Below are 22,976 nucleotides of genomic sequence, written 5' to 3' on the forward strand. Positions count from 1 at the left end.
CGCACCCGATGCGTCGCTTTCATCGGCTAAATGCGTCATGTCGTTTTTCGACATGAAAATGTCGCGGGCGACCTGCTTGCCGACTGACGCTCTGCCACAACTCGCCCTGAGACAGCTCGCGCATATAGGAGTCGCTTGCCATGAAAACCCATGTGAAGGCCCTTGTGGTCGGAGGCGGGGCCGTCGGTTGCGGCATCGCGCTGCATCTGGCGCGTGCCGGCTGGGACACCCTGCTGGTCGAGCGCGACGAGCTGACGGCCGGGTCCACATGGCATGCCGCCGGTCTTTTGCCGTTGTTCAACATGGGTTACGCGACCAGCCACATCCATGACTATTCGGTCAGGCTTTACGCCGGACTGGAGGCCGAGACGGGTTTGAACGCGGGCTTTACCCGCTGCGGAAACCTGCGCATGGCGCAAACCGACGCTCGGATGGACGAATACATGCTGTATTCCGCGACCGCCGAAACCGTGGGGGTCGAGCATGAATTCCTGACGCCCGCGCAGATTAAGGAACGCTGGCCACTGGTCCGCACCGAAGATCTCAAGGGCGCGCTGTTCCATCCGACCGACGGCTATATCAACCCGGCTGATGTCACCCAGGCGATGGCCAAGGGCGCGCGCATGGCCGGCTGCGCCATCGAGCGTCGCATTCAGGTGAATGGCTATTTCTGGACTGGCGACGAATGGGTCGTCACCTGCGAGCGCATGGTCGAGAAGGGCGGCAACCTGGTGCCCTCGGGCGAGGTCTTCCAGATCCATGCCGAACATGTCGTGACCGCTACCGGAAACCACGCGCAGCGCACGGCGCGGCTGCTGGGGATCAAGATCCCCGCCATTCCGGTCGAGCACCAGTATATCGTGACCGAGCCGGATCCCGCGTTGGTCAAATGGCGGGCCGAAGGCAATCCCGAACATCCGGTCCTGCGCGATGCCGATGCGAAATGGTATGTGCGCGAGGAGCGCGGCGGCTGGATTCTTGGCCCCTATGAACGCAATGCCCCCGCGCGCTTCCTGTATGACGTTCCCGACAGCTTCCGGGCCGATCTGTTCCCGCTGGATCTGGAGCGGATCGAGGAAGAATACATGTCGATGATCCACCGGATCCCGACCTCCGAGACGGTGGGGCTCAAGGACGATTTCAACGGCCCGATCTGCTATACGCCCGACGGCAACCCGCTGGTCGGTCCGGCGCCGGGTCTGCGCAACATGTGGCTGGCCGAGGGCTTCAGCTTCGGGATCACTGCCGCAGGCGGCACCGGCCATTACCTCGCCCAGATGATGATCGAGGGTGAGGCCGAGATCGACATGGCAAGCCTTGATCCTCGGCGCTTCGGGGGCTGGATGACCACCGAATATGCCGCAAAGAAGAACGAGGAAAGCTATGAGCATGTCTTCGTCCTGCACCACCCCGATGAAGAGCGCGAAGCCGCGCGTCCGCTGCGCACCGCCCCTGCCTATGACCGCCAGATCGCGGCTGGCGCCCAGATGGGGCAGGTGAACGGCTGGGAGCGCCCGAACTATTACGCTCCCGCCGGTTTCGACGACCATGCCAGCCGCAGTTTCCGCCGTGGGGGCTGGTGGCAATATGCCGCGGACGAGGCGCGCGCGATCCGTGACAGCGCGGGTCTGATCGACGCCTCGGCCTTTGCCAAGCATCGCGTCAGCGGTGCGGGTGCGACGGCCTTCCTTGACTGGCTGACAACCAACAAGCTGCCGAAGGTCGGGCGCATCAACCTGACCTATGCACTGACCGAGACCGGCACCACCCGGACGGAATACACCATCGTCCGGCTGGCCGAGGACGACTATTACCTGATTTCGGCCGGCGCTTGGGCGGATTACGACGGCGACAATCTGCGAAAGTTGGCCGAGGACAAGACCGCCGAGCTTGGCCAGATCCTTGTGCAGGACATCACCACGCAATGGGGTGTCTTTGCGATCGCGGGGCCGAAATCCCGTGACATCCTGGCCGAGATCGTCCGGGACGCTGATCCCGCGACCGTCCTGGGCAACAAGCGTTTTCCCTGGCTGTCGATGCGCAATATCGAGCTTGGCATGTGTCCCGTCCGCGCGATTCGGGTCGCCTATACGGGCGAGCTGGGCTGGGAGTTGCATCACCCGGTCGAATTCGGCCGCTATCTTTGGGACCAGCTGGTCCGGGCCGGCGAGAAGCATGGGCTGAAGCTGGTTGGTGCACGCGCCCAGAACTGGTTGCGGCAGGAGAAATCCTATCGTGCCTTCGGGACCGAGTTGGGCCGCGACGCGACACCGCTGGAAGCGGGGCTTGATCGTTTCGTCGACCTTGAAAAGGACTTCCGCGGCAAGCAGGCGATGCTTGACAAGGGGATCCGTTCGAAATGCGTCACACTGCTGATCGACGGGCCGGACGATGCCGATCCCTGGGGCCGCGAAGGGCTGTTCCTGGACGGTGCGCGGGTCGGGCGCCTGACCTCGGGCGGGTGGTCTGCGGCCTTCGGCAAGTCCGTTGGGATGGGTTATGTCCGCCCTGACCTGGCCGAGCCGGGCACACGGCTCAAGGTCCGCATACAACGCGAGCTATGGGATGCCGTCGTGACTGAAGACAGTCCCTATGATCCCCAGAACGCCAGAATCCGCGTCGACGGCTGATTCCCTCCCCTGCCGAGACGCGACTGGGCCCGGTTCATGCCGGGCCCATTTTTTATCTCAGGGCCGCAAGCCGCGCATCCAGATCGAGGTGCAGGTCGCGCCGCTCCTCGGGGGAAAGGTAGGCGCCCAGTTCAATCTCGCGCTTGCCATCGGTCAGGACCAGGTAATCCTCGACCGGGCCACCCTGGCGCAGCGCCGCACGCACCCAATAGGGATTGGTCCGCCAGACCCGATCCGGCTTGCCGTGATCCGAGCGGGTCAGGACAAGCGTGCTGCGCGTCAGCTCCAGCACTTCAAGCCGGGGGCCGGTGTGATAGCTGCGCTCGATCGCGTGCCACAGCCCCCAGATCGCGATCAGCGCAAAGGGCAGAAGGCCCCACAACACGGCCGAGCCGATCACCGACAGCATCGGCAGCGCCAACCCCGCCGCCGTCAGGGCGATGACCCAGACGAACCCCCGGCGGGGCAGCGAGTGATGTGGCCAGACCTCGAGCCGATATGAAACGGCCCCGGATTGCTCCGGGGCCGTATCTTTCCAGTCATAAGGCATGGCCTGAGGATCAATGCGCGTGGCTGCGATCCCAGTCCTCGCGCTTGGGCAGCGTCTCGAACGTGTGTTCGGGCGGCGGCGAGGGCAGGGTCCATTCCAGCGTATCCGCGTGCTCGTTCCAGTAGTTCGGAACACCGACCTTCTTGCCCGCGAAGAGCGTGTAGAAGACGATCCCGATGAAGAACAGGAACGAAGCGAACGAGATATAGGCGCCAATCGACGAGATGTTGTTCCAATAGGCGAACTCGACCGGGTAATCGATATAGCGGCGCGGCATGCCCTGACGGCCCAGGAAGTGCTGCGGGAAGAAGATCATGTTCGAGCCGATGAACATGGCAAAGAAGTGAACTTTGCCCGCCCATTCCGGATATTGCCGGCCCGACATCTTGCCGATCCAGAAATAGACGCCCGCGAAGATCGCATAGACCGCACCCAGCGACATCACATAGTGGAAATGCGCCACGACGTAATAGGTGTCGTGATAGACGCGGTCCAGCGGCGCCTGGCTCAGCACGACGCCGGTCACGCCGCCGACGGTGAACAGGAACAGGAAGCCGAAGGCCCAAAGCATCGGCGTCTTGAACTCGATCGAGCCGCCCCACATCGTCGCGATCCACGAGAACACCTTGATGCCCGTGGGCACGGCGATGGTCATGGTGGCCAGCATGAAATAGCTCTGCTGGGTCAGCGACAGGCCCGCCGTGTACATGTGGTGCGCCCAGACGACGAAGCCCAGGATGCCGATCGCGGCCATCGCCAGCACCATCGGCAGGTAGCCGAAGATCGGCTTCTTCGCGAAGGTCGAGATGACGTGGCTGATGATGCCGAAGCCCGGCAGAATGATGATGTAAACCTCGGGGTGGCCGAAGAACCACAGGATGTGCTGGTACAGCACCGGGTCGCCGCCGCCGGCCGGGTCAAAGAAATGCGTGCCGAAGTTGCGGTCCATCAGCAGCATGGTGATCGCGCCCGCCAGAACCGGCAGGGACAGCAGGATCAGCCAGGCTGTGATGAAGACCGACCAGGCGAACAGCGGCACCTTGAACAGCGTCATGCCGGGGGCGCGCATGTTCAGGAAGGTGGTGATGATGTTGATCGCGCCAAGGATCGACGATGCGCCCGAGACGTGGACGGCAAAGATCGCCAGGTCCATCGAATAGCCGGCTTCGCTGGTCGAAAGCGGCGGGTAAAGCACCCAACCCACGCCCGAGCCGGGCTGGTCACTGCCGCCGGGGGCAAGAATCGAGGCGATGCCCAGGCAGACGCCACAGACATACATCCAGTAGCTGAGGTTGTTCAGGCGCGGGAAGGCCATGTCCGGCGCACCGAGATGCAGCGGCATGAAATAGTTGCCGAAGCCGCCGAACAGCGCCGGAATCACCACGAAGAACATCATCAGGACGCCGTGATAGGTGATCAGCACGTTCCACAGATGGCCGTTCGGCGTACATTCCGCCGAGGCATCCGAGATGAACCGCGCCCCTTCAAGGCACATGTACTGCACACCCGGATGCTGCAGCTCCATCCGCATATAGACGGTGAACGCAACCGAGATCAGGCCGACAACGCCAGCCGTGAACAGGTACAGGATACCGATATCCTTGTGGTTTGTTGACATGAACCAGCGGGTGAAGAAACCGCGGGTGTCATGATGGTCTCCGTGGCCGTGAACGGCTGCGTCTGCCATGCTGAACTCCCTAAACATGCGCGGGGCCGGCCGTTCGGGCCGACGGAATCGGCTCAAGTTCTAGAACACAATCTTGCGACCGGCAATCGCGGCGGCACCGGATACGGGCCGCCGCGAGCTAGCGGGGCGTCGCTTGTGATGGTGCTGTTGCACCGCAGCGACAGGTCGCAGGATCAGTTCGCGGCGGGCGCCGCCGCCGGGGCGGCCGCCGCATCCGTGGTGGCGGTGCCGCCCGCTTCGGGCGAGTGCTGCGCAAGGAATGCAATCACGTCAGCCTGGTTCTTGGCCAGCTTGAACGTCATCTTGGTCTTCAACGATTTGTCGCCGACCTTTTCCTCGACATACTTGTTCGGATCGGTGACGTAAGAGGCAAGATCCTCGGTCGTCCAGACCTCGCCGGCTTCACCCAGCTTCACCAGCGCGTCGGAATACTTGAAGCCTTCCAGCGTTCCCGCCTTGCGCCCGACGACGCCATAGAGGTTGGGGCCGGTCTTGCCACCCTTGACCACATCCGTCCCGTCGGGGGACTGGATCATGTGGCAGGCCTTGCACTTCTTGAATTCCTTTTCGCCATTGGCGGCGTCCTGGGCCACGGCAGGCATGGCAAGCAGCATGGCCGCGATCGTGGCGTGAATGGCGATCTTCATGGGCATTTCCTCATAGGTCGTTTTCCAGAGACGGATGGGACCTCTCCCCTCCCTGACCCACATGGCTAACATGGGGCCGCAACCACTGGATACGGGCAAAAGGTCGCACATTGCGCAAGGATGAATATGCCTGGCGGCGAAAATCGCGCGAAGATCAGCCGGATATCGCGGGGAATCGCCCTTCGAAAGTGCGCTTCAGCGCAACGTCCAGATCCTCCAGCCCGACCGGGTGACCCAGATCGACAAGACTGGTCACGCCGTGGCCGGAAATGCCGCAGGGCACGATGCCGGCGTAATGGCCAAGATCGGGTTCGACATTGATCGAGATGCCATGGAAGCTGACCCATTTGCGCAGCTTGACCCCGATCGCGGCGATCTTGTCCTCGCGCATCGAGCCGTCGGGCAGCGGGGTCTTGTCGGGGCGGGCGATCCAGACGCCGACGCGTCCGTCCCGGATTTCGCCGCGCAGATTGAATTCCGCCAGCGCGTCGATGACCCAGCCCTCCAACGCGGCGACAAAGTTGCGGATGTCGCGGCCGCGCCGGTTCAGGTCCAGCATCACATAGATCACGCGCTGCCCGGGCCCGTGATAGGTATATTGCCCGCCGCGCCCGGCGTCGAAAACCGGAAAGCGCGCGTCCAGCAGGTCTTGCGACTTGGCGCTGGTGCCGGCCGTGTAAAGTGGCGGATGCTCGACCAGCCAGATCAGCTCGTCGGCCTCGCCGGCATGGATCTGCGCGGCACGCGCCTCCATGAAGGCGACGGCATCCTGATAGGGGGTAAGTCCGGGGGCGGTGATCCATTCGGTCATGCCCGTCATTTGGCGGGATTCCCGCCGCGCTGCAAGTGGGCGGGCGGATGATGAATTTCGCGCATGATCATTGTGCGGATGTTGAATTTCACTAAATCACCTGTTGCGTCTATACAGACGGCCTCACAACGCCCGGAATCCGCCATGACCCTGCCCCAATCGCCCGTTTTCGAAGCCCTGCGCGCCGCCGCCCGCGACCGCATCCTGGTCCTTGACGGGGCGATGGGGACCCAGATCCAGCAACTGGGATTTGGCGAGGGCGATTTTCTGGGCCATGGCGGGGCCTGCGCCTGCGGCTGCCACCCGCCGGCATTGGGCGAGCATCCGCAAAAGGGCAACAACGACCTTCTGATCCTGACCCAGCCCGACGCGATCGAGGAGATCCATTACCGCTATGCCAAGGCGGGCGCGGATATCGTCGAGACGAACACGTTTTCGTCGACCACCATCGCGCAGGCCGATTACGGGATGCAGGGTGCGGTCTATGACCTGAACTTCCACGGCGCGCGTCTGGTGCGAAAGGCGCTGGACCGCGCCACGGCCGAGGACGGCCGCCCGCGCTGGGTCGCGGGGGCGCTTGGGCCGACCAACCGTACCGCCTCGATCAGCCCGGATGTGAACAATCCGGGTTATCGCGCCGTCACCTTCGACGACCTGCGCATCGCCTATGCCGATCAGATCCGTGGCCTGATCGATGGCGGCGCGGACATGATCCTGATCGAGACGATCTTCGACACGCTGAACGCCAAGGCTGCGGTCTTTGCGGCCGAGGAAGTGTTCGAGGAAAAGGGCCTGCGCCTGCCCGTGATGATTTCCGGCACGATCACCGACCTGTCGGGGCGGACGCTTTCGGGCCAGACCCCGACCGCCTTCTGGTATTCGCTGCGCCATGCCGCCCCCCTGACCATCGGCCTGAACTGCGCCCTTGGCGCCGAAGCCATGCGCCCGCACCTGGCCGAGCTGTCGGGCGTGGCCGATACGCTGATCTGCGCCTATCCGAATGCCGGACTTCCGAATGAGATGGGCCAGTACGACGAAACGCCCGATGACATGGCCCGTCAGGTCGCCGAATTTGCGCGCGAAGGGCTGGTCAACATCGTCGGCGGCTGCTGCGGCTCGACCCCCGAACATATCGCGGCCATCGCCCGTGCCGTCGCCGACATCCCGCCGCGCGTCCTGCCCGAGATCGAGCCGCGCCTGCGCCTGTCTGGGCTGGAGCCTTTCGTCAAGACCGACGATATCCCCTTCGTCAACGTGGGCGAGCGCACGAACGTCACCGGCTCGGCCCGTTTCCGCAAGCTGATCACCAACGGCGACTATGCGCCGGCGCTGGACGTGGCCCGCGACCAGGTCGAGAACGGCGCCCAGATCATCGACGTGAACATGGACGAGGGCCTGATCGATTCGAAGCAGGTGATGATCGACTATCTGAACCTGATCGCGGCCGAGCCTGATATCGCCCGCGTCCCGGTGATGATCGACAGCTCGAAATGGGAGGTGATCGAGGCCGGGCTGAAATGCGTCCAGGGCAAGCCGGTCGTGAACTCGATCAGCCTGAAGGAGGGGGAGGAGCAGTTCCTGCATCACGCCACGCTGTGCCGCCGCTATGGCGCGGCGGTCGTGGTCATGGCGTTTGACGAGACGGGGCAGGCGGATACCGAGAACCGCAAGGTCGAAATCTGCGCCCGCGCCTATGACCTGCTGGTCAACACCGTGGGCTTCCCGCCCGAGGACATCATCTTCGACCCGAACATCTTCGCCGTGGCCACCGGCATCGAAGAGCATGACAACTATGGCATGGATTTCATCGGCGCGACGCGGCGGATCACGCAATCGCTTCCGCATGTTCATATCTCGGGCGGGGTCTCGAACCTGTCCTTCAGCTTCCGCGGCAACGAACCCGTGCGCGAGGCGATGCATGCCGTGTTCCTGTATCACGCCATTCAGGCGGGCATGGACATGGGCATCGTCAATGCGGGCCAGTTGGCCGTCTATGACCAGATCGACGCGGATCTGCGCGAAGCCTGCGAGGACGTGGTCCTGAACCGCAAGCCCGCCAAGGGTGGCACCGCGACCGAGAACATGCTGGAGATCGCCGAGCGCTTCCGTGGCGAGGGCGGCGCAAAGGCCCGCGAAAAGGATCTGACCTGGCGGACCTGGCCGGTGAACAAGCGTCTGGAACATGCGCTGGTCAACGGCATCACCGAATATATAGACGAGGACACCGAAGAGGCGCGCCTCGCCGCCGAACGTCCGCTGCATGTCATCGAAGGCCCGCTGATGGATGGCATGAATGTCGTCGGCGACCTGTTTGGCGCGGGCAAGATGTTCCTGCCGCAGGTGGTGAAATCCGCCCGCGTGATGAAACAGGCCGTGGCGCATCTGCTGCCCTATATGGAAGAGGAAAAGGCCGGCAGCGGCGCGTCCTCGAGCGCGGGCAAGGTGCTGATGGCGACGGTCAAGGGCGACGTCCATGACATCGGCAAGAACATCGTCGGCGTCGTCCTGGCTTGCAACAACTATGAAATCATCGACCTTGGCGTCATGGTCCCGGCGACCAAGATCCTTGAGGTCGCCAAGGCCGAGAAGGTCGACATCATCGGGCTTTCGGGCCTGATCACGCCCTCGCTGGACGAGATGGTGCATGTCGCCAGTGAGATGGAGCGCGAGGGTTTCGACATTCCGCTGTTGATCGGGGGGGCCACGACCAGCCGCGTCCATACTGCGGTCAAGATCAACCCCCGCTATGCCAAGGGGCAGACCGTCTATGTCACCGATGCCAGCCGCGCCGTGGGCGTGGTGGGCAACCTGCTGTCGGGCCAGAAATCGGCCTATGTCGAGAATGTGCGCGCCGAATATATCGACGTGGCGAACAAGCACGCCCGTGCCGAGGCCGAGAAGAAGCGCCTGCCGCTGGCCTCGGCCCGCGACAATGCCGTCAAGATCGACTGGACCGGGTTCGAGGCCAAATCGCCCGAGTTTCTTGGCGCCAGGGTGATCGACGATTTCGACCTGGCCGAGATTGCGCGCTATATCGACTGGACCCCTTTCTTCCAGACATGGGAGCTGAAGGGAGTCTATCCGCGCATTCTCGACGACGAAAAGCAGGGCCAGGTCGCCCGCCAGCTTTTCGCGGATGCCCAAGAGATGCTGAAGCGCATCATCGATGAGGCGTGGTTCAAGCCGCGCGCCGTCATCGGCTTCTGGCCCGCGAACCAGGTCGGCGACGATATCCGCCTGTTCACGGGCGAAGATCGCGAACATGAACTGGCGACGCTGCACACCCTGCGCCAGCAGGTCACCAAGCGTGACGGTCGCCCGAATGTCGCGATGTCCGATTTCGTCGCCCCGGTGGGCTCGCGCGACTATGTCGGCGGCTTCGTCGTGACGGCGGGGGGCGAGGAACAGGCCATCGCCGACCGCTTCAAGGCTGCGCATGACGACTTCTCGGCGATTCTGGTGCAGGCGCTGGCCGACCGCTTTGCCGAGGCGCTGGCCGAGATGATGCATGAACGCGTGCGCAAGCAGTATTGGGGCTATTCGACGGAAAGCTTCTCGCCCGAGGAGTTGATCGGCGAACCCTATCCCGGCATCCGCCCCGCGCCCGGCTATCCGGCCCAGCCCGACCATACCGAAAAGACGACGCTGTTCCGCCTGCTGGACGCGACGGCGGCGACCGGGGTCGAACTGACCGAATCGATGGCGATGTGGCCGGGGGCCTCGGTCTCGGGCCTGTATATCGGCCATCCCGACGCCTATTATTTCGGCGTCGCCAAGGTCGAGCACGATCAGGTTCTGGATTATGCCGCGCGCAAGGGAATGACCGTGACCGAGGCTGAACGCTGGCTTGCTCCGATCCTGAATTACCTTCCCCAGGCGGCTGTCGCGGCCGAGTGAAAAGAACTGCGCGACGGGTGAAAAAGGCCCTTTTCATCCGCCGCGCAACCGTCTAATAGGCGCTTGCTACGAGGATGCGGTCGTGGCGGAATTGGTAGACGCGCAGCGTTGAGGTCGCTGTTCCTTAACCGGAGTGGAAGTTCGAGTCTTCTCGACCGCACCAACTAGCCTAATGGCGAAAAGCGTCGGCTCTGCCGGCGCTTCGTTGTTTTTGGGCCCTGATATCTGTTCCATGGCTTGAACCTGCGGTCGATTTTTCCCGCTCGGCGCCCGCGGCATCGCGGCATTACGACAGTCTTCCTGCATGATTGCGCCATGTCCTGGGCCGCGATGGGTCTGACCTTGATGCGTGCGGACACGGTGCCTGCATCTTGGGCAGCTTGCCTTGTCGCCGTCGGCGCGCCCAATACGATGAATCCCTGAAGAATGCGCGTGGTTTACCCGGACTTCCTGCCGCAAGCCGCCTGAACGGGCGCTGAAAAGCCGCTCTGCTACCAGGTTTTGCGATATGCTCCCCCAGCCCGACGCGGGCCGCATATGCCAGTTGCAATGGCATGGGGGCGGCGCTTAGGCTCAATATGCGGAAACAAGAACGACAGAAACAGGGAGTCCCGCATTGGCAGTCTCAGCCGCAAACGACGCGTTCGTCGTCTTTGACCACGTGCAGAAAAGCTACGACGGTCAGACCCTGGTCGTGAAGGACCTGAACCTGAACATCGGCAAGGGGGAATTCCTGACGATGCTGGGCCCGTCAGGTTCGGGCAAGACCACCTGCCTGATGATGCTGGCCGGGTTCGAGACCGCGACCCATGGCGAAATCCGCCTGAACGGGCGCAATATCAACGACGTGCCGCCCCACAAACGGGGGATCGGCATGGTTTTCCAAAGCTATGCGCTGTTCCCGCACATGACCGTGGGCGAAAACCTGTCCTTTCCGCTGGAGGTGCGGGGGATGAGCGCGGCCGAGCGCACCAGCCGTGTGACCCGGGCGCTCGACATGGTGCAGATGGCGAAATTCGTGAATCGGCGTCCGGCCCAGCTTTCCGGCGGCCAGCAGCAGCGGATCGCATTGGCGCGCGCCCTGGTCTTCGACCCCGAACTGGTGCTGATGGATGAACCGCTGGGCGCGCTGGACAAGCAGCTGCGCGAGCACATGCAGTTCGAGATCAAGGCCCTGCACGACCGTCTGGGCATCACCGTCGTCTATGTGACCCATGACCAGGGCGAGGCGCTGACGATGTCCGACCGCATCGCCGTCTTCAACGATGGGCGCATCCAGCAGCTTGCCCCGCCACCGGTGCTTTACGAACAGCCCGAGAACAGCTTCGTTGCCGGCTTTATCGGCGAAAACAACGCGATACGCGGCACCATCGAACAGTTGCATGGCGACAAGGCGCTGGTGCGGCTGGGCAACGGCGATCTGATCGACGCGACGGCGGTCAATATCCGCGAGACCGGGCAGAACACCACCGTCTCGATCCGGCCCGAGCGGGTCGAGTTCAAGCCGGATCTGATGCCTGCGGGGGCGCACACGCTGGAGGCTCAGGTGCGCGACGTCGTCTACATGGGCGACATCCTGCGGGCGCGGCTGAAGGTCGCCGGACAGGATGATTTCGTGATGAAATACCGCAACACGCTGGGGCAGGTGAAGCTGACGCCGGGTGAAACGATCCGTATCGGCTGGCATCCCGAGGATGCACGCGCGCTGGACCCGGTGTGAGTTGCAAGGACAAGAATCCAACATGAGGGAGTTACCATGAAACGAACGCTGATCCTGACCTCGGCCCTGGTGGCAATCGCCGCCAGCGCGCAGGCGCAGGACAAACAGGTGAACCTGCTCAGCTGGGGCGGCGCCTATGGCAACAGCCACGTCCAGGCCTATGCCAAGCCCTTCGAGGAAAAGACCGGCATCAAGGTCTCGATCGCGGATGCCGACAACCCGGCCACGCCGCTGAAGGCGCAGGTCGAGGCCGGAAACGTCACCACCGACGTCGCCTCGGTCGAATATGCGGACGCGGTGCGCCTGTGCGACGAGGGGCTGCTGGAAGAGATCGATGCCTCGATCCTTGTGCCCGCTGCCGATGGAACCGCCGCAACGGATGATTTCATCGACGGCGCCGTGACCGACTGCTTCGTCGGCACCGATGTCTATTCGATGATCCTGGCCTATGACGACAGCAAGTTCGCCGATGCCAAGCCCAGCGGCCCGGCCGATTTCTTCGACACCGCGAAGTTCCCCGGCAAGCGCACCATGCGCAAGGGCGCCAAGTTCAATCTGGAATTTGCCCTGATGGCTGACGGCGTCGCGCCCGACAAGGTCTATGAAACGCTGGGCACGCCCGAGGGTGTGGACCGCGCCTTCAAGAAGCTCGACACGATCAAGAAGGACGTGATCTGGTGGGAAGCCGGCGCACAGCCGCCGCAGCTTCTGGCCGATGGCGAGGTCAGCATGGCTTTCGCCTTCAACGGCCGGATCTTCAGCGCCGCCCAGGCCGAAGGCAAGCCGTTCAAGATCGTCTGGGATGGCCAGATCTATGAGATGGAAGGCTGGGTTGTGCCCAAGGGTGCCCCGCATCTTGAAACCGCCAAGGAATTCATCGCCTTCTCGACCTCGCCCGAGCCGCAGGCCCGCGCAGCCGAGTTCATCAGCTATGGTCCGCCGCGCAAGTCGGCCGCCGCGCTGGTCGGCAATATCGAAGGCAGCGATGTCCCGATGGGGCCGAACCTTCCGACCTTCGCCGAGAACATGAAGCAGGCGCTGGCCTCGAACCTGGATTTCTGGGTCGATCATGACGCCGAACTGAACGAGCGCTTCAACAGCTGGCTCGCGAACTGAGTTTCTGGCCGCGGCGGCTCGTCCGCCGCGGCATCTGCCTGCACCGGGAGGTGCCAAGAAATCACGGCCAAAGAGCCGGATTCACCAAACAGGGAGTTCAACGAAACATGAAGAAAGTGCTGATTCTGACATCGGCCCTTGGCAGCTTGGCCCTTGCCGCCCAGGCGCAAGAGGTCAACGTGGTGTCCTGGGGCGGGGCCTACGAGAAATCGCAGGTCGAAGCCTATAACAAGCCCTTTACCGAAAAGACCGGCATCAAGGTCAACATGATCGCCGCCGACAACCCGGCCACGCCTCTGAAGGCGCAGGTCGAGGCGAAGAACATCACCGGCGACGTCTTTGATATCGAGGTCTCGGACGCCATCCGCCTTTGCGACGAAGGCGCGCTGGTCGAGATCGACCCGGCAAGCCTGCCCGCCGCGCCGGACGGCACCTCGGCGGCCGATGACTTCATCCCCGGTGCGCTGCAGGATTGCGCTGTCGCGAACATCTTCTGGGGCACGGTCATCGCTTTCGACACGACCAAGTTTTCCGGCGAGAAGCCGAAGACCGCGGCGGATTTCTTCGACACGACGAAATTCCCCGGAAAGCGCGGCCTGCCCAAGAACCCCAAACGGACGCTGTATCTGGCACTGATCGCCGATGGGGTCGCGCCCGACCAGATCTATGAGACGCTTTCGACCCCCGAAGGCGTGGACCGCGCCTTCAAGAAACTGGACACCATCAAGAAGGACGTCGTCTGGTGGGAGGCAGGGGCCCAGCCGGTGCAACTGCTGGCCGATGGCGAGGTGGTCATGGCCACGGGCTATAACGGCCGCTTCTTCGACGCGATGGTGGCCGAGGGCAAGCCCTTCGAAATCATCTGGGATGGCCAGTACATGGACATGGACATGTTCGCGATTCCCAAGGATTCGCCCAATCCCGAGGCGGCCATGGAATATCTGAAATTCGCCACCGATACCCAGCGGCTGGCCGATCAGGCGAAATGGATCGCCTATGGTCCGTCGCGGAAAAGCTCCGCTGCGCTGGTCGGGATGTATCAGGACGGCAAGACCGAAATGGCGCCGCACATGCCGACCAGTCCCGAGCATATGGAGACCGCGGTGATGGACGACCCGGAATTCTGGGCCGACCATTCGGCGGAACTGTCCGAGCGGTTCAATTCGTGGCTGGCCGCCGGCTGATCGTGCGCTTCCGCCGCCCGGATTCGTCGGGCGGCGGGCTTTCCCTGACCTGTCGAAGACCCTGCTGAAGGACCAAGATGGCAAAAGCCCTTGACCCCCACGCCGCCATCGTGACCGAGGCCACCGGCCTTGACGCAGGTGGCACATTGCGGACCGCAGACGGACAACCGCTGGCCCGTGCGCTGGCGCGCAGTTCGCGCCGCGCGCGACGTCGCGCCTTCCTGCTGGTTCTGCCGCTTTTGCTGTTCATCCTGGTGACATTTGTCTTTCCGATCGGGCAGATGCTGCAGCGTTCGGTAAAGAATGACGGCTTTTCGGCGAACATGCCCCAGTTGACGGCGTGGTTTCACGACCATCCCCGCGGCGCCGAGCCGGACGAGGCGGCTTGGGGCGCGCTGGCCGCCGATCTCCAGGCCGCGTCCAAGGCGCGGACCATCGGCGTCGTCGGCACCCGGGTCAATTACGACATGCCGGGCACGCGCTCGCTGTTCACCTCGGCCGGGCGCAAGGTCCGCGACGGGCTGGAGCCGCCCTATCGCGACGCGATGCTGGAGATCGACAAGAACTGGGGCGACCCGCGGCTTTGGTCGGTGATGCGCGAGGCATCCTCGGCTTACACGGCGAACTTCTATCTTGCCGCGATTGACCGGACGCGGGACGATAACGGCAATATCGTGCAGGTGGCCGAACAGCAGCGCATCTATCTGAAACTGTTCATGCGCACCTTCTGGCTGTCGCTGGTCATCACCGCGACTACCTTCCTGCTGGGATTCCCCATTGCGCATCTGCTGGCGACGCTGCCGACACGAAAGTCGAACCTGCTGATGATCCTTGTCCTGCTGCCATTCTGGACGTCACTTCTGGTGCGAACCACGGCGTGGATGGTGCTGCTGCAGCAGCAGGGCGTGGTCAACGACATCCTGGTCGGTCTCCGCATCATCGGGGAAAACCAGAGGTTGCAGATGATCTACAACCAGACCGGCACCATCATCGCGATGACGCATATCCTGCTGCCCTTCATGATCCTGCCGCTTTACTCGGTGATGCGGACGATCAATCCATCCTATGTGCGGGCCGCGCGCTCTTTGGGGGCGACAAGCTGGACGGCCTTCCGCCGCATCTATTTCCCGCAGACGCTGCCGGGCCTGGGGGCAGGGGCACTGCTCGTCTTCATCCTTGCGGTCGGCTATTACATCACGCCCGCATTGGTCGGCGGCTCGTCCGGGCAGCTGATCTCGAACCTGATCGCGATGCACATGACGCAGACGCTGAACTGGTCCATGGCCGCGGCGCTGGCCGCGCTGCTGCTGGGCGGGGTGCTGATCCTGTATTGGGTCTATGACCGCCTGGTCGGCATCGACAACCTGAAGCTGGGGTAATCATCATGGCGCTTCCAACCTATGCGACCAAGCTGGAGCGGGTGTGGCACTATGCCTATCTGGTGATCTGCGCGGCGATCTTCTTCTTCCTGATCGCCCCGATCGTCGTGGTGATCCCGCTCAGCTTCAACGCCGAGCCCTATTTCACCTTCACCGACAAGATGCTGTCCTTCGACCCTGCCGGCTACTCGATGCGCTGGTATGACAGCCTGCTGACCTTCGGGATGCAGCAGCCCGATGCCGAACGCGGCATGGCCTGGTGGATGGATGCCTGGCAGAACGCGAAATGGGTGCAGGCGGCGAAAAGCTCGCTGATCATCGGCTTCTTCGCGACGATCGTCGCGACGGTTCTGGGAACGCTGGCGGCGCTGGGCCTGTCGCGCCCCGAGATGCCGTTTCGCCGCGCGATCATGGCGATCCTGATCTCGCCCATGATCGTTCCGATCATCATTACCGCGACGGGGATGTTCTTCTTCTATTCGAACCCGTGCGAGCCGCTGACCTGGCTTGGGCTGAACCCGCAATGCGGGAGGCTGGCCGGAACCTATCTGGGTGTGATCCTCGCCCATGCCACGCTGGGCATTCCCTTCGTCATCATCACCGTGACGGCAACGCTGGTGGGCTTCGACCAGTCGCTGGCGCGGGCCGCGGCAAGCCTGGGCGCCAATCCGCGCAAGACCTTCTTCCGCATCATCATGCCGCTGATCCTGCCGGGCGTGATCTCGGGCGCGCTCTTCGCCTTTGTCACCTCGTTCGACGAGGTGGTGGCGGTGCTGTTCATTGCCGGGCCGGATCAGCAGACCATTCCGCGCCAGATGTGGAACGGCATCCGCGAGCAGATCTCGCCCGCGATCCTGGCGGTGGCGACGCTGTTGGTGATCTTCTCGATCGCGCTGCTGACCGCGGTCGAAATGCTGCGCCGCCGTTCGGAACGCCTGCGCGGCGTCACCCCGAGCTAGACTGCGCCGCACGCCCCTGCGACCTTGAACCCGCCGCCCTGTTGGGCGGCGTTTTCGTCTTCACTGTTTCGGAAATACCCCCGCCGAAGGCGGCCCCGCCTCGGCATGCAGCAGATGTCGGCCGCCATCTGTCCACACCTCAGGGCAGGATCGACAGCCAGAACCAGATCGTCAGGATCGACAGCGCAGTCGAGACCAGCACGGTCGACGCCGCGACCCGCTTTGCCGAGTTGTAGATCGCGGCAAACAGATAGGCGTTGACGCCGGGGGCCATGCTGGCGGTGATGACGGCGGATCGCATCGCCTCGGTCGGCAGCTTGAACAGCATTCCCAGCCCATAGGTGGTGACCGGGTGGATCACCAGCGAACAGATGCAGCAGACCGCGATGGCGGTGCTGTCCCCCTCGGGGCGATAGCGGTACAGGACGCCGCCAAGCCCGAAAAGTGCCGCGGGCAGGGCGGCACGGGCCATCATGTCGGCCGCTGCCCAGAATCCCTCCGGCATGACCAGTCCGGCGCTGGTCAGCACATTCATCACCGCGCCTGACAGGATGCCCAGGATCAGCGGCGTGTGCAGGACGCCCGACAGCGCGCGCATCGCGATCTGGCCGATGGCCAGGCTTTTGCCGCGCGCGCGCGTCACCTCCATCATGGTGATGCCGAAGGTGTAAAGCAGCGGCGAGTGGATCGCGATGATGGCGACGTTCCCTGCCAGCGCCTCGTGCCCATAGGCGCGCTCCATGATCGGGATGCCCAGCAGCAGCGAGTTCGAGAACAGGCAGCAGAAGCCGATGGCGACGGCATCCTCGGGGCTGCGCTTCAACCAGGTGCGGGCCAGCCCCCAGCCGACGAAATAGGACAGAAACGCCCCCGCATAGAAGGCGACCCACATGCCGATATTCATGTCCCGCGACATGTCGAGGCGCGCGACATTGGTGAACAGCAGCACCGGTACCGCGAAGTTCTGGGCAAACCGCATCAGCCCGTCGACGGCGACCTCGGTGAACATCTTTCGCCAGGCGACCAGATAGCCGAATCCGATGACGATGAAGACTGGCAGGATGACGTCGAAAAGAATGGTCATGTCAGGTTCAGAACAAGTCCGTCATGGGCGGGAATGACATTGTCCGGCGTCTCGGCCATGACGTCGTCGTAATCCAGATCGATATGCATGTTGGTGATGATGCCCTGCGCGCATCCCGACCGGGCGATCCATTCCAGCGCAAGGTCCAGATGCGCATGGCTGGGATGGGGGTGACGGCGCAGGCCGTCGCAGATGAAGGTCTGCGCGCCCTCTATCACCGGCCATGCGACGGCTGGGATGCTCAGCACGTCGGGCAGATAGACCAGTCCCCCACCCTCGGAGGCGATGCGAAACCCAAGCGCGGTGCTGTCGCCATGGTCGACCTCGAACGGGGTCAGCGCGATGATACCGCCCGAACCCTCGATCTCGAAGGGGCCGTCGATCAGGTTCATGCCGCAGACCGGGGGATAGGACGATCCCGGCGGCGTCTCGAAGATATAGCCGAAGCGCGTCATCAGCGCGGCTGCGGTCGTGGCATCGGCATAGACCGGCATCCGGCTGCCGGTGTTGAAGACGATCTGTCGCAGGTCGTCGATGCCGTGGATATGGTCGGCATGGGCATGGGTATAGACGACTCCGTCCAGATCCCCGATCCCTGCGCCCAGCAATTGCGGCACAAGGTCCGGCCCGGTATCGATCAGCACACGGGTGCTGCCTTCCGGTCCTTCACGCTCGACCAGCAACGAACAGCGCCGCCTGCGGTTGCGCGGGTTGGTCGGATTGCATTCGCCCCAGCGGTCTCCCAGTCGCGGCACGCCGCCCGAAGAGCCGCAGCCGAGAATGGTGGCGCGGATCATGCCGCCGCCTTCGTGAACAGCCGGTCGAAGTTCGATGTGGTCAGGGCGGCGAATTCCGCCTCGGTCATGCCCAGGGTCTGCGCGCCGATCCGAGCCGTATGGACGACGAAGGCGGGTTCATTGCGCTTGCCGCGATGGGGAGGCGGCGCAAGATAGGGGGCGTCGGTTTCCACAAGAATGCGATCGTGCGGTGCTGCTGCAAAGATCTCGCGGATCTCGGTCGAGCGCGGGAAGGCGGCAATCCCCGACATGGACAGATAGAACCCCAGATCGATGGCAGTGCGCGCCAGTTTCGGACCGCTGGTATAGCAGTGCATCACGCAGTCGAAGGCGCCGACGCGATGCTCTTCGGTCAGGATGCGGGCCATGTCCTCGTCCGCGTCGCGGGAATGGATGATCAGGGGCAGGCCCGTCCGGCGCGCGGCCTCGATATGGATGCGCAGGCTTTCGGCCTGGATGATCGCGCTTTCTGCGGTGTAGTGATAGTCGAGCCCGGTTTCCCCGAAGGCCACGAATTTCGGATGCCGGGACAGCAGCACCAGCTCCTCGACCGCGACAAGCGGCTCGTCGGCCGCATACATCGGATGGGTGCCGGCGGCGTAGAACAGACCATCATGCGCCTCGGCCAGGGCGCGGACATTCGGCTCATTGCGAAGGCGAGTGCAGATCGTGACCATGCGGCGGACGCCGGCGGCCTTGGCGCGGGCGATCAGCTGGTCCTCTTCCCCCGCGAAATCGGGAAAATCCAGGTGGAAATGGCTGTCGACCAGTTCGGGAAGGGCAAGGGTGTCGGACATCTTGGCAATTTCCCGCAATGGCGGGCCTTATACAGCGGGCTGATTTGCAAGCCCGATCAGCATATCCATGACCAGGGCGGAAGGGTCAAGGTTGACGGCCCGCCCGGCGCGGGCCCTTGCCGAAAGCTCGGCTTGGGCCGAGGCCCAAAGCTGTGCTGCCCGCTGATCGGGCGAAATCCTGCCCAGCACCTCGGCTTCGCCCATGGCTGCTTCAGGCAGGGGGGCGCCCAGCAGGCCGCTGCGCGCCGCCCGAGTCAGGAAACGGTCCAGCAGCGTGACGACCAGGTCGAAGGGATCGCCATCCGCGCCGGGCCGGCCTGCCGCCAGATCGGCAAGGCTTGCGGCGGCGCGCCGGTCCATGCGCGGGTAATCTGCAAACAGCGCGACGATCGCAGCATAGACGGCAAGCCCGTCCTGCGCGGCAAGGCGGACCGCCTCGCCCACCGAGCCACCGGCAAGGGCGGAAAGCCTGGCCGCATCGCCTTCGACCGCAAGATCGTCCAGAATCTGCGACATCGCCTCGGCCGGCAGCGGATGCAGCCGCAATTCGCGGCAGCGAGAGCGGATGGTCGGCAGCAATCGGCCCGGCTGATGGGCGACCAGGATCAGGGTCGTGTCGCGCGGCGGTTCCTCAAGCTGCTTCAGCAGCGCATTGGCCGCAGCCGTGTTCATCTCGTCCGCAGCGTCGATGATGGCGACGCGGTGCCCGCCTTCGGCTGCGGACATGTGCAGGAAGGATTGCAGTCTCCGGACTTCGTCCACCGTGATTTCCGCCCTGAGGCGACCGCTTTTCTCGTCCACCGGACGACGAAGCAACATCAGCCGGGGTTCTGACAGCGCAAGGACGCGGCGGATGACGGGTTGCGCGGGATCGATTTCAATCCGGTCGGGCGCACCCCCGGCAAGCAGCCATTTCGCCATAGTCCAGGCAAGCGTGGCCTTGCCCGTGCCGCGTGGTCCGGTCAGCAGCCAGGCGTGGTGCATGCGTCCCGATTGCGCCGCGCCCAGAAAGTCGGAAATCGCAGCGTCCTGCCCCAAAACGCGCGTGCTTTCGCGGGGATGGGGCATGCCGGGCACGCGGTCCGGTTCGGGCAGGGGGCTCTCCGCCGTCACGGCAGGGCGGCAAGGACGCGGGCCGCGACCTCGTCCTCGGTCCCGCTGCCGTCGATGATGCGCAGGCGGTCGGGCAGTTCGGCGGCGAGATCAAGGAACCCGCGGCGCAGGCGCTGCTGAAACTCCAGCCCCAGGCTTTCGAAGCGATCCTCGGCGCCGCCGCGCAGGGTGCCGCGCGCCAGCGAGATATCGGGCGCGATGTCGATTACAAAGGTAAGGTCCGGTTCTATGCCGATGACCAGCCTGTGCAGGTCTTCTACCAGCAGGCGGTTTTCGGCCCGCGCCAAGCCTTGATAGACCCGAGAGGAATCGGCGAAGCGATCGGTGATGACCGTCGCCTTGCGCGCCAGCGCGGGACGGATCAGACGCTCCACATGATCGCGTCGCGCGGCGGTAAACAGCAGAAGCTCGGTTTCGGGGGACCAGCGTTCCCCGCCGCCTTCGACCAGCAACTTGCGGATCTCTTCGGCGCCAGGGCTGCCGCCCGGTTCCCGGGTCAGCACGACTTCGGCACCACCTTCGCGCAGGCTTTGCGCCAAGCGGCGGGCCTGGGTCGATTTGCCGGAGCCGTCGATCCCCTCGAAGCTGATAAACATCGGCCCGCGGGTCAGTTGCTGGCCGCCTGGAGCGCGCGCTGGCCCAGACGTTCGGCGGCGTTCTGCAGGCGGCCGAAGACCCCCGCGCGACCGACATCGCTGGCGGCGATCAGGGGCAGGCGGGACTGGCCGGCGCCGGGGATGTTGACGATCAGGTCACCCAGCTTGTCACCCATGGTGATCGGCGCTTCGATCGGACCGTTGAAAACGGCCTCGGCAGTGACGCCGGATTGCGCGCCTGCGGGAAGCAGAACCTTGACGCCATCCTCGGTGGTCAGGCCGACCTTGCCTTGGTCGCCCAGCCAGACCGGGGCCTGGGCGACGATCTCACCCTTGGGGACGATGGTGCGCATGGTGAACTGGCGATAGGCCCAGTTGACGATCCGCTCGGACTCTTCTGCACGGGCGCGTTCGCTGGGAAGGCCGGTGACGACGAAGATGATGCGACGATCACCCTGAACGGCCGAGCCGACCAGACCATAGCCCGCCTCTTGCGTGTGGCCGGTCTTCAGCCCGTCGGCTTTCCAGTCGCCACCACCCAGATGCAGAAGCGGGTTCCGGTTGTTGGCGTTCGAGGGCACGCGACCCTTGTAGTTGTATTCGCGCAGGCCGAAATTCTTGTAAAGATCCGGGAACTTGGTGATCATCCGGTTGGCGAGGATACCCAGATCGTGCATCGACATGCGGTGGTCCGGGTTCGGCCAGCCCGAGGCATTCGCGAAATGCGAATTGTTCATGCCAATCTGCTTGGCGCGTTCGTTCATCGAACGGGCAAAAGCCTCTTCGGTGCCCGCAAGCCCTTCGGCGACGACCACGCAGGCATCGTTGCCCGAGTTGATGATGATGCCGTGGATCAGCTCTTCCACCGTGGGACGGTCCGCGGGCTCGACGAACATTTTCGAGCCTCCCATCTGCCAGGCCTTGGTCGAGACGGGGAACGTCGTGTCCATCGTCACCCGGCCGTCGTGAAGCGCCTCGAACAGCATGTTGAGCGTCATCAGCTTCGACATCGAGGCGGGTGGCATCGGCTCGTCCGCGTTCTTTTCCATCAGCACGGTGCCGGTGGAGACGTCATAGACCCATGCCGCGCGGGCGTTTGTGTCGAAGGCCTGCGCGGGCAGGGCGAATGCCATGACAAGAGCGATGATGCGGAGCGCAAGAGCAGGCATTGAGGATCCTTGGCCTTGAAGTTTCGCGCATATGGTTATCCCAGCCGCGTTCCAGCCGCAACGCTGCTCGACCCCCTGACCTGCCAATGTGATCACCCGCCGCGGGGGCGGGTGCGGCGGTCAATAGCTGCGGATCAACCCGACCAGCCGGCCCTGCACGCGGACCTTTTCTTCTGGAAGGACGCGGGTTTCATAGGCGGGGTTCGCAGCCTCCAGCGCGATCATCCCGCCCTTGCGGCGATAGCGTTTCAGCGTCGCTTCGAATCCCTCGACCAGCGCGACGACGATATCGCCATTATCCGCCGTGTCCTGTTCGCGGATCACCACGACGTCGCCATCGTTGATCCCCGCCTCGATCATCGAGTCGCCCCTGACCTCCAGCGCATAGTGGTGGTCCTGCGCCGTCAGCATTGTGCTTGGCACGGCGATATGGTGCGAGACTTCCGAAATCGCCTCGATCGGGACGCCGGCGGCGATGCGGCCCATGACAGGAAGTTCGATCGCCGAGACCGAAATCTCCAGCGCAGCGCGCGGTTGCGGGGCGGGGCGTTCGGGCGCGTTGCCGGTGACGACGCGCGGCTGGAAGCCCGAGCCCTTGCTCAGCGTGTCGGGCAGTCGGACGATTTCCAGCGCGCGGGCACGATGCGGCAGGCGGCGGATGAAGCCCCTTTCCTCAAGCGCGGTCACCAAACGATGGATCCCCGACTTCGAACGCAGGTCCAATGCTGTCTTCATTTCGTCGAACGAGGGGGGAACCCCGTCGCGGGCCATGCGTGCCTGAATGAATTCAAGCAGCTGGATTTGCTTTCTGGTCAGCATCGTCTTTTCCTGCTCTGCCGC

General features: G+C 63.8%; 18 protein-coding genes and 1 tRNA gene. 8 read left to right on the forward strand and 11 right to left on the reverse strand.

The window, feature by feature from the left end; translation table 11 throughout:
* The first annotated feature begins 140 nt into the window (after positions 1 to 140).
* Positions 141 to 2,630: a GcvT family protein gene (locus ACO2Q4_RS02840; protein WP_423317156.1), complete on the forward strand. Its 2,490-nt coding sequence runs from the start codon at positions 141 to 143 to the stop codon at positions 2,628 to 2,630.
* 52 nt (positions 2,631 to 2,682) lie between these two features.
* Here the strand turns inward: ACO2Q4_RS02840 and ACO2Q4_RS02845 are convergent, their stop codons facing one another.
* From ACO2Q4_RS02845 to lipB, 4 genes are all read right to left on the reverse strand, one after another.
* Entirely contained in the window at positions 2,683 to 3,180 is a 498-nt protein-coding gene (locus tag ACO2Q4_RS02845) for a DUF2244 domain-containing protein (protein WP_311760140.1), read from the reverse strand.
* A gap of 10 nt (positions 3,181 to 3,190) precedes the next feature.
* Entirely contained in the window at positions 3,191 to 4,867 is a 1,677-nt protein-coding gene (locus tag ACO2Q4_RS02850; RefSeq protein ID WP_311760139.1) for a cytochrome c oxidase subunit I, read from the reverse strand.
* 173 nt (positions 4,868 to 5,040) lie between these two features.
* On the reverse strand, positions 5,041 to 5,514 hold the full coding sequence (locus ACO2Q4_RS02855) for a c-type cytochrome (protein ID WP_311760138.1): 474 nt from the start codon (positions 5,512 to 5,514) through the stop codon (positions 5,041 to 5,043).
* 154 nt (positions 5,515 to 5,668) lie between these two features.
* A complete protein-coding gene (gene lipB, locus ACO2Q4_RS02860; protein WP_423317311.1) occupies positions 5,669 to 6,412 on the reverse strand; it encodes a lipoyl(octanoyl) transferase LipB in 744 nt (247 codons plus the stop codon).
* Between the two features lie 57 nt (positions 6,413 to 6,469).
* Here lipB and metH point away from each other — a divergent pair, with 57 nt between their 5' ends.
* The 7 genes from metH (at position 6,470) to ACO2Q4_RS02895 (ending at position 16,580) form a co-directional block, all read left to right on the forward strand.
* The gene (gene metH, locus ACO2Q4_RS02865; protein WP_423317159.1) at positions 6,470 to 10,222 is read left to right on the forward strand and encodes a methionine synthase; all 3,753 of its coding nucleotides are present in this window, start codon (positions 6,470 to 6,472) and stop codon (positions 10,220 to 10,222) included.
* A gap of 76 nt (positions 10,223 to 10,298) precedes the next feature.
* Positions 10,299 to 10,385: transfer RNA gene (locus ACO2Q4_RS02870), tRNA-Leu, on the forward strand.
* A gap of 453 nt (positions 10,386 to 10,838) precedes the next feature.
* Positions 10,839 to 11,942 (forward strand): ABC transporter ATP-binding protein, encoded by a 1,104-nt coding sequence (locus ACO2Q4_RS02875; RefSeq protein ID WP_311760135.1) that lies wholly within the window; start codon positions 10,839 to 10,841, stop codon positions 11,940 to 11,942.
* A gap of 36 nt (positions 11,943 to 11,978) precedes the next feature.
* Positions 11,979 to 13,058, forward strand: coding sequence for an ABC transporter substrate-binding protein (locus tag ACO2Q4_RS02880; RefSeq protein WP_311760134.1), 1,080 nt, complete (start codon positions 11,979 to 11,981; stop codon positions 13,056 to 13,058).
* Positions 13,059 to 13,165: 107 nt separating this feature from the next.
* Entirely contained in the window at positions 13,166 to 14,242 is a 1,077-nt protein-coding gene (locus ACO2Q4_RS02885; protein ID WP_311760133.1) for an ABC transporter substrate-binding protein, read from the forward strand.
* Between the two features lie 77 nt (positions 14,243 to 14,319).
* Positions 14,320 to 15,621: an ABC transporter permease gene (locus ACO2Q4_RS02890; RefSeq protein WP_423317162.1), complete on the forward strand. Its 1,302-nt coding sequence runs from the start codon at positions 14,320 to 14,322 to the stop codon at positions 15,619 to 15,621.
* A 5-nt stretch (positions 15,622 to 15,626) separates the two neighbouring features.
* Positions 15,627 to 16,580, forward strand: coding sequence for an ABC transporter permease (locus ACO2Q4_RS02895; protein ID WP_311760131.1), 954 nt, complete (start codon positions 15,627 to 15,629; stop codon positions 16,578 to 16,580).
* Positions 16,581 to 16,719: 139 nt separating this feature from the next.
* On the opposite strand, the gene ACO2Q4_RS02900 is transcribed toward ACO2Q4_RS02895, so the two are convergent.
* From ACO2Q4_RS02900 to lexA, 7 genes are all read right to left on the reverse strand, one after another.
* Positions 16,720 to 17,664, reverse strand: a complete 945-nt coding sequence (locus tag ACO2Q4_RS02900; RefSeq protein WP_311760130.1) for an AEC family transporter — start codon at positions 17,662 to 17,664, stop codon at positions 16,720 to 16,722.
* Positions 17,661 to 18,461 (reverse strand): MBL fold metallo-hydrolase, encoded by an 801-nt coding sequence (locus ACO2Q4_RS02905; RefSeq protein ID WP_423317165.1) that lies wholly within the window; start codon positions 18,459 to 18,461, stop codon positions 17,661 to 17,663. Before ACO2Q4_RS02905 ends, ACO2Q4_RS02900 begins: the two co-directional genes overlap by 4 nt.
* Positions 18,458 to 19,258 carry a TatD family hydrolase gene (locus ACO2Q4_RS02910; protein ID WP_423317167.1) on the reverse strand — a complete coding sequence of 267 codons (801 nt, stop codon included), beginning with the start codon at positions 19,256 to 19,258 and terminating at the stop codon, positions 18,458 to 18,460. Before ACO2Q4_RS02910 ends, ACO2Q4_RS02905 begins: the two co-directional genes overlap by 4 nt.
* A 27-nt stretch (positions 19,259 to 19,285) precedes the next feature.
* Positions 19,286 to 20,371, reverse strand: coding sequence for a DNA polymerase III subunit delta' (locus ACO2Q4_RS02915; protein ID WP_423317169.1), 1,086 nt, complete (start codon positions 20,369 to 20,371; stop codon positions 19,286 to 19,288).
* Complete coding sequence (gene tmk / locus ACO2Q4_RS02920; protein WP_311760126.1) at positions 20,368 to 20,967, reverse strand: dTMP kinase; 600 nt, start codon at positions 20,965 to 20,967, stop codon at positions 20,368 to 20,370. The genes ACO2Q4_RS02915 and tmk overlap by 4 nt, the downstream gene beginning before the upstream one ends.
* 11 nt (positions 20,968 to 20,978) lie before the next feature.
* Entirely contained in the window at positions 20,979 to 22,136 is a 1,158-nt protein-coding gene (locus ACO2Q4_RS02925; protein WP_311760125.1) for a D-alanyl-D-alanine carboxypeptidase family protein, read from the reverse strand.
* Positions 22,137 to 22,256: 120 nt separating this feature from the next.
* The gene (lexA, locus tag ACO2Q4_RS02930; protein WP_311760170.1) at positions 22,257 to 22,955 is read right to left on the reverse strand and encodes a transcriptional repressor LexA; all 699 of its coding nucleotides are present in this window, start codon (positions 22,953 to 22,955) and stop codon (positions 22,257 to 22,259) included.
* Positions 22,956 to 22,976: the final 21 nt, after the last annotated feature.

This window comes from Paracoccus sp. KR1-242 (genome assembly GCF_049446195.1).
GTDB classification, from domain to species: domain Bacteria; phylum Pseudomonadota; class Alphaproteobacteria; order Rhodobacterales; family Rhodobacteraceae; genus Paracoccus; species Paracoccus broussonetiae.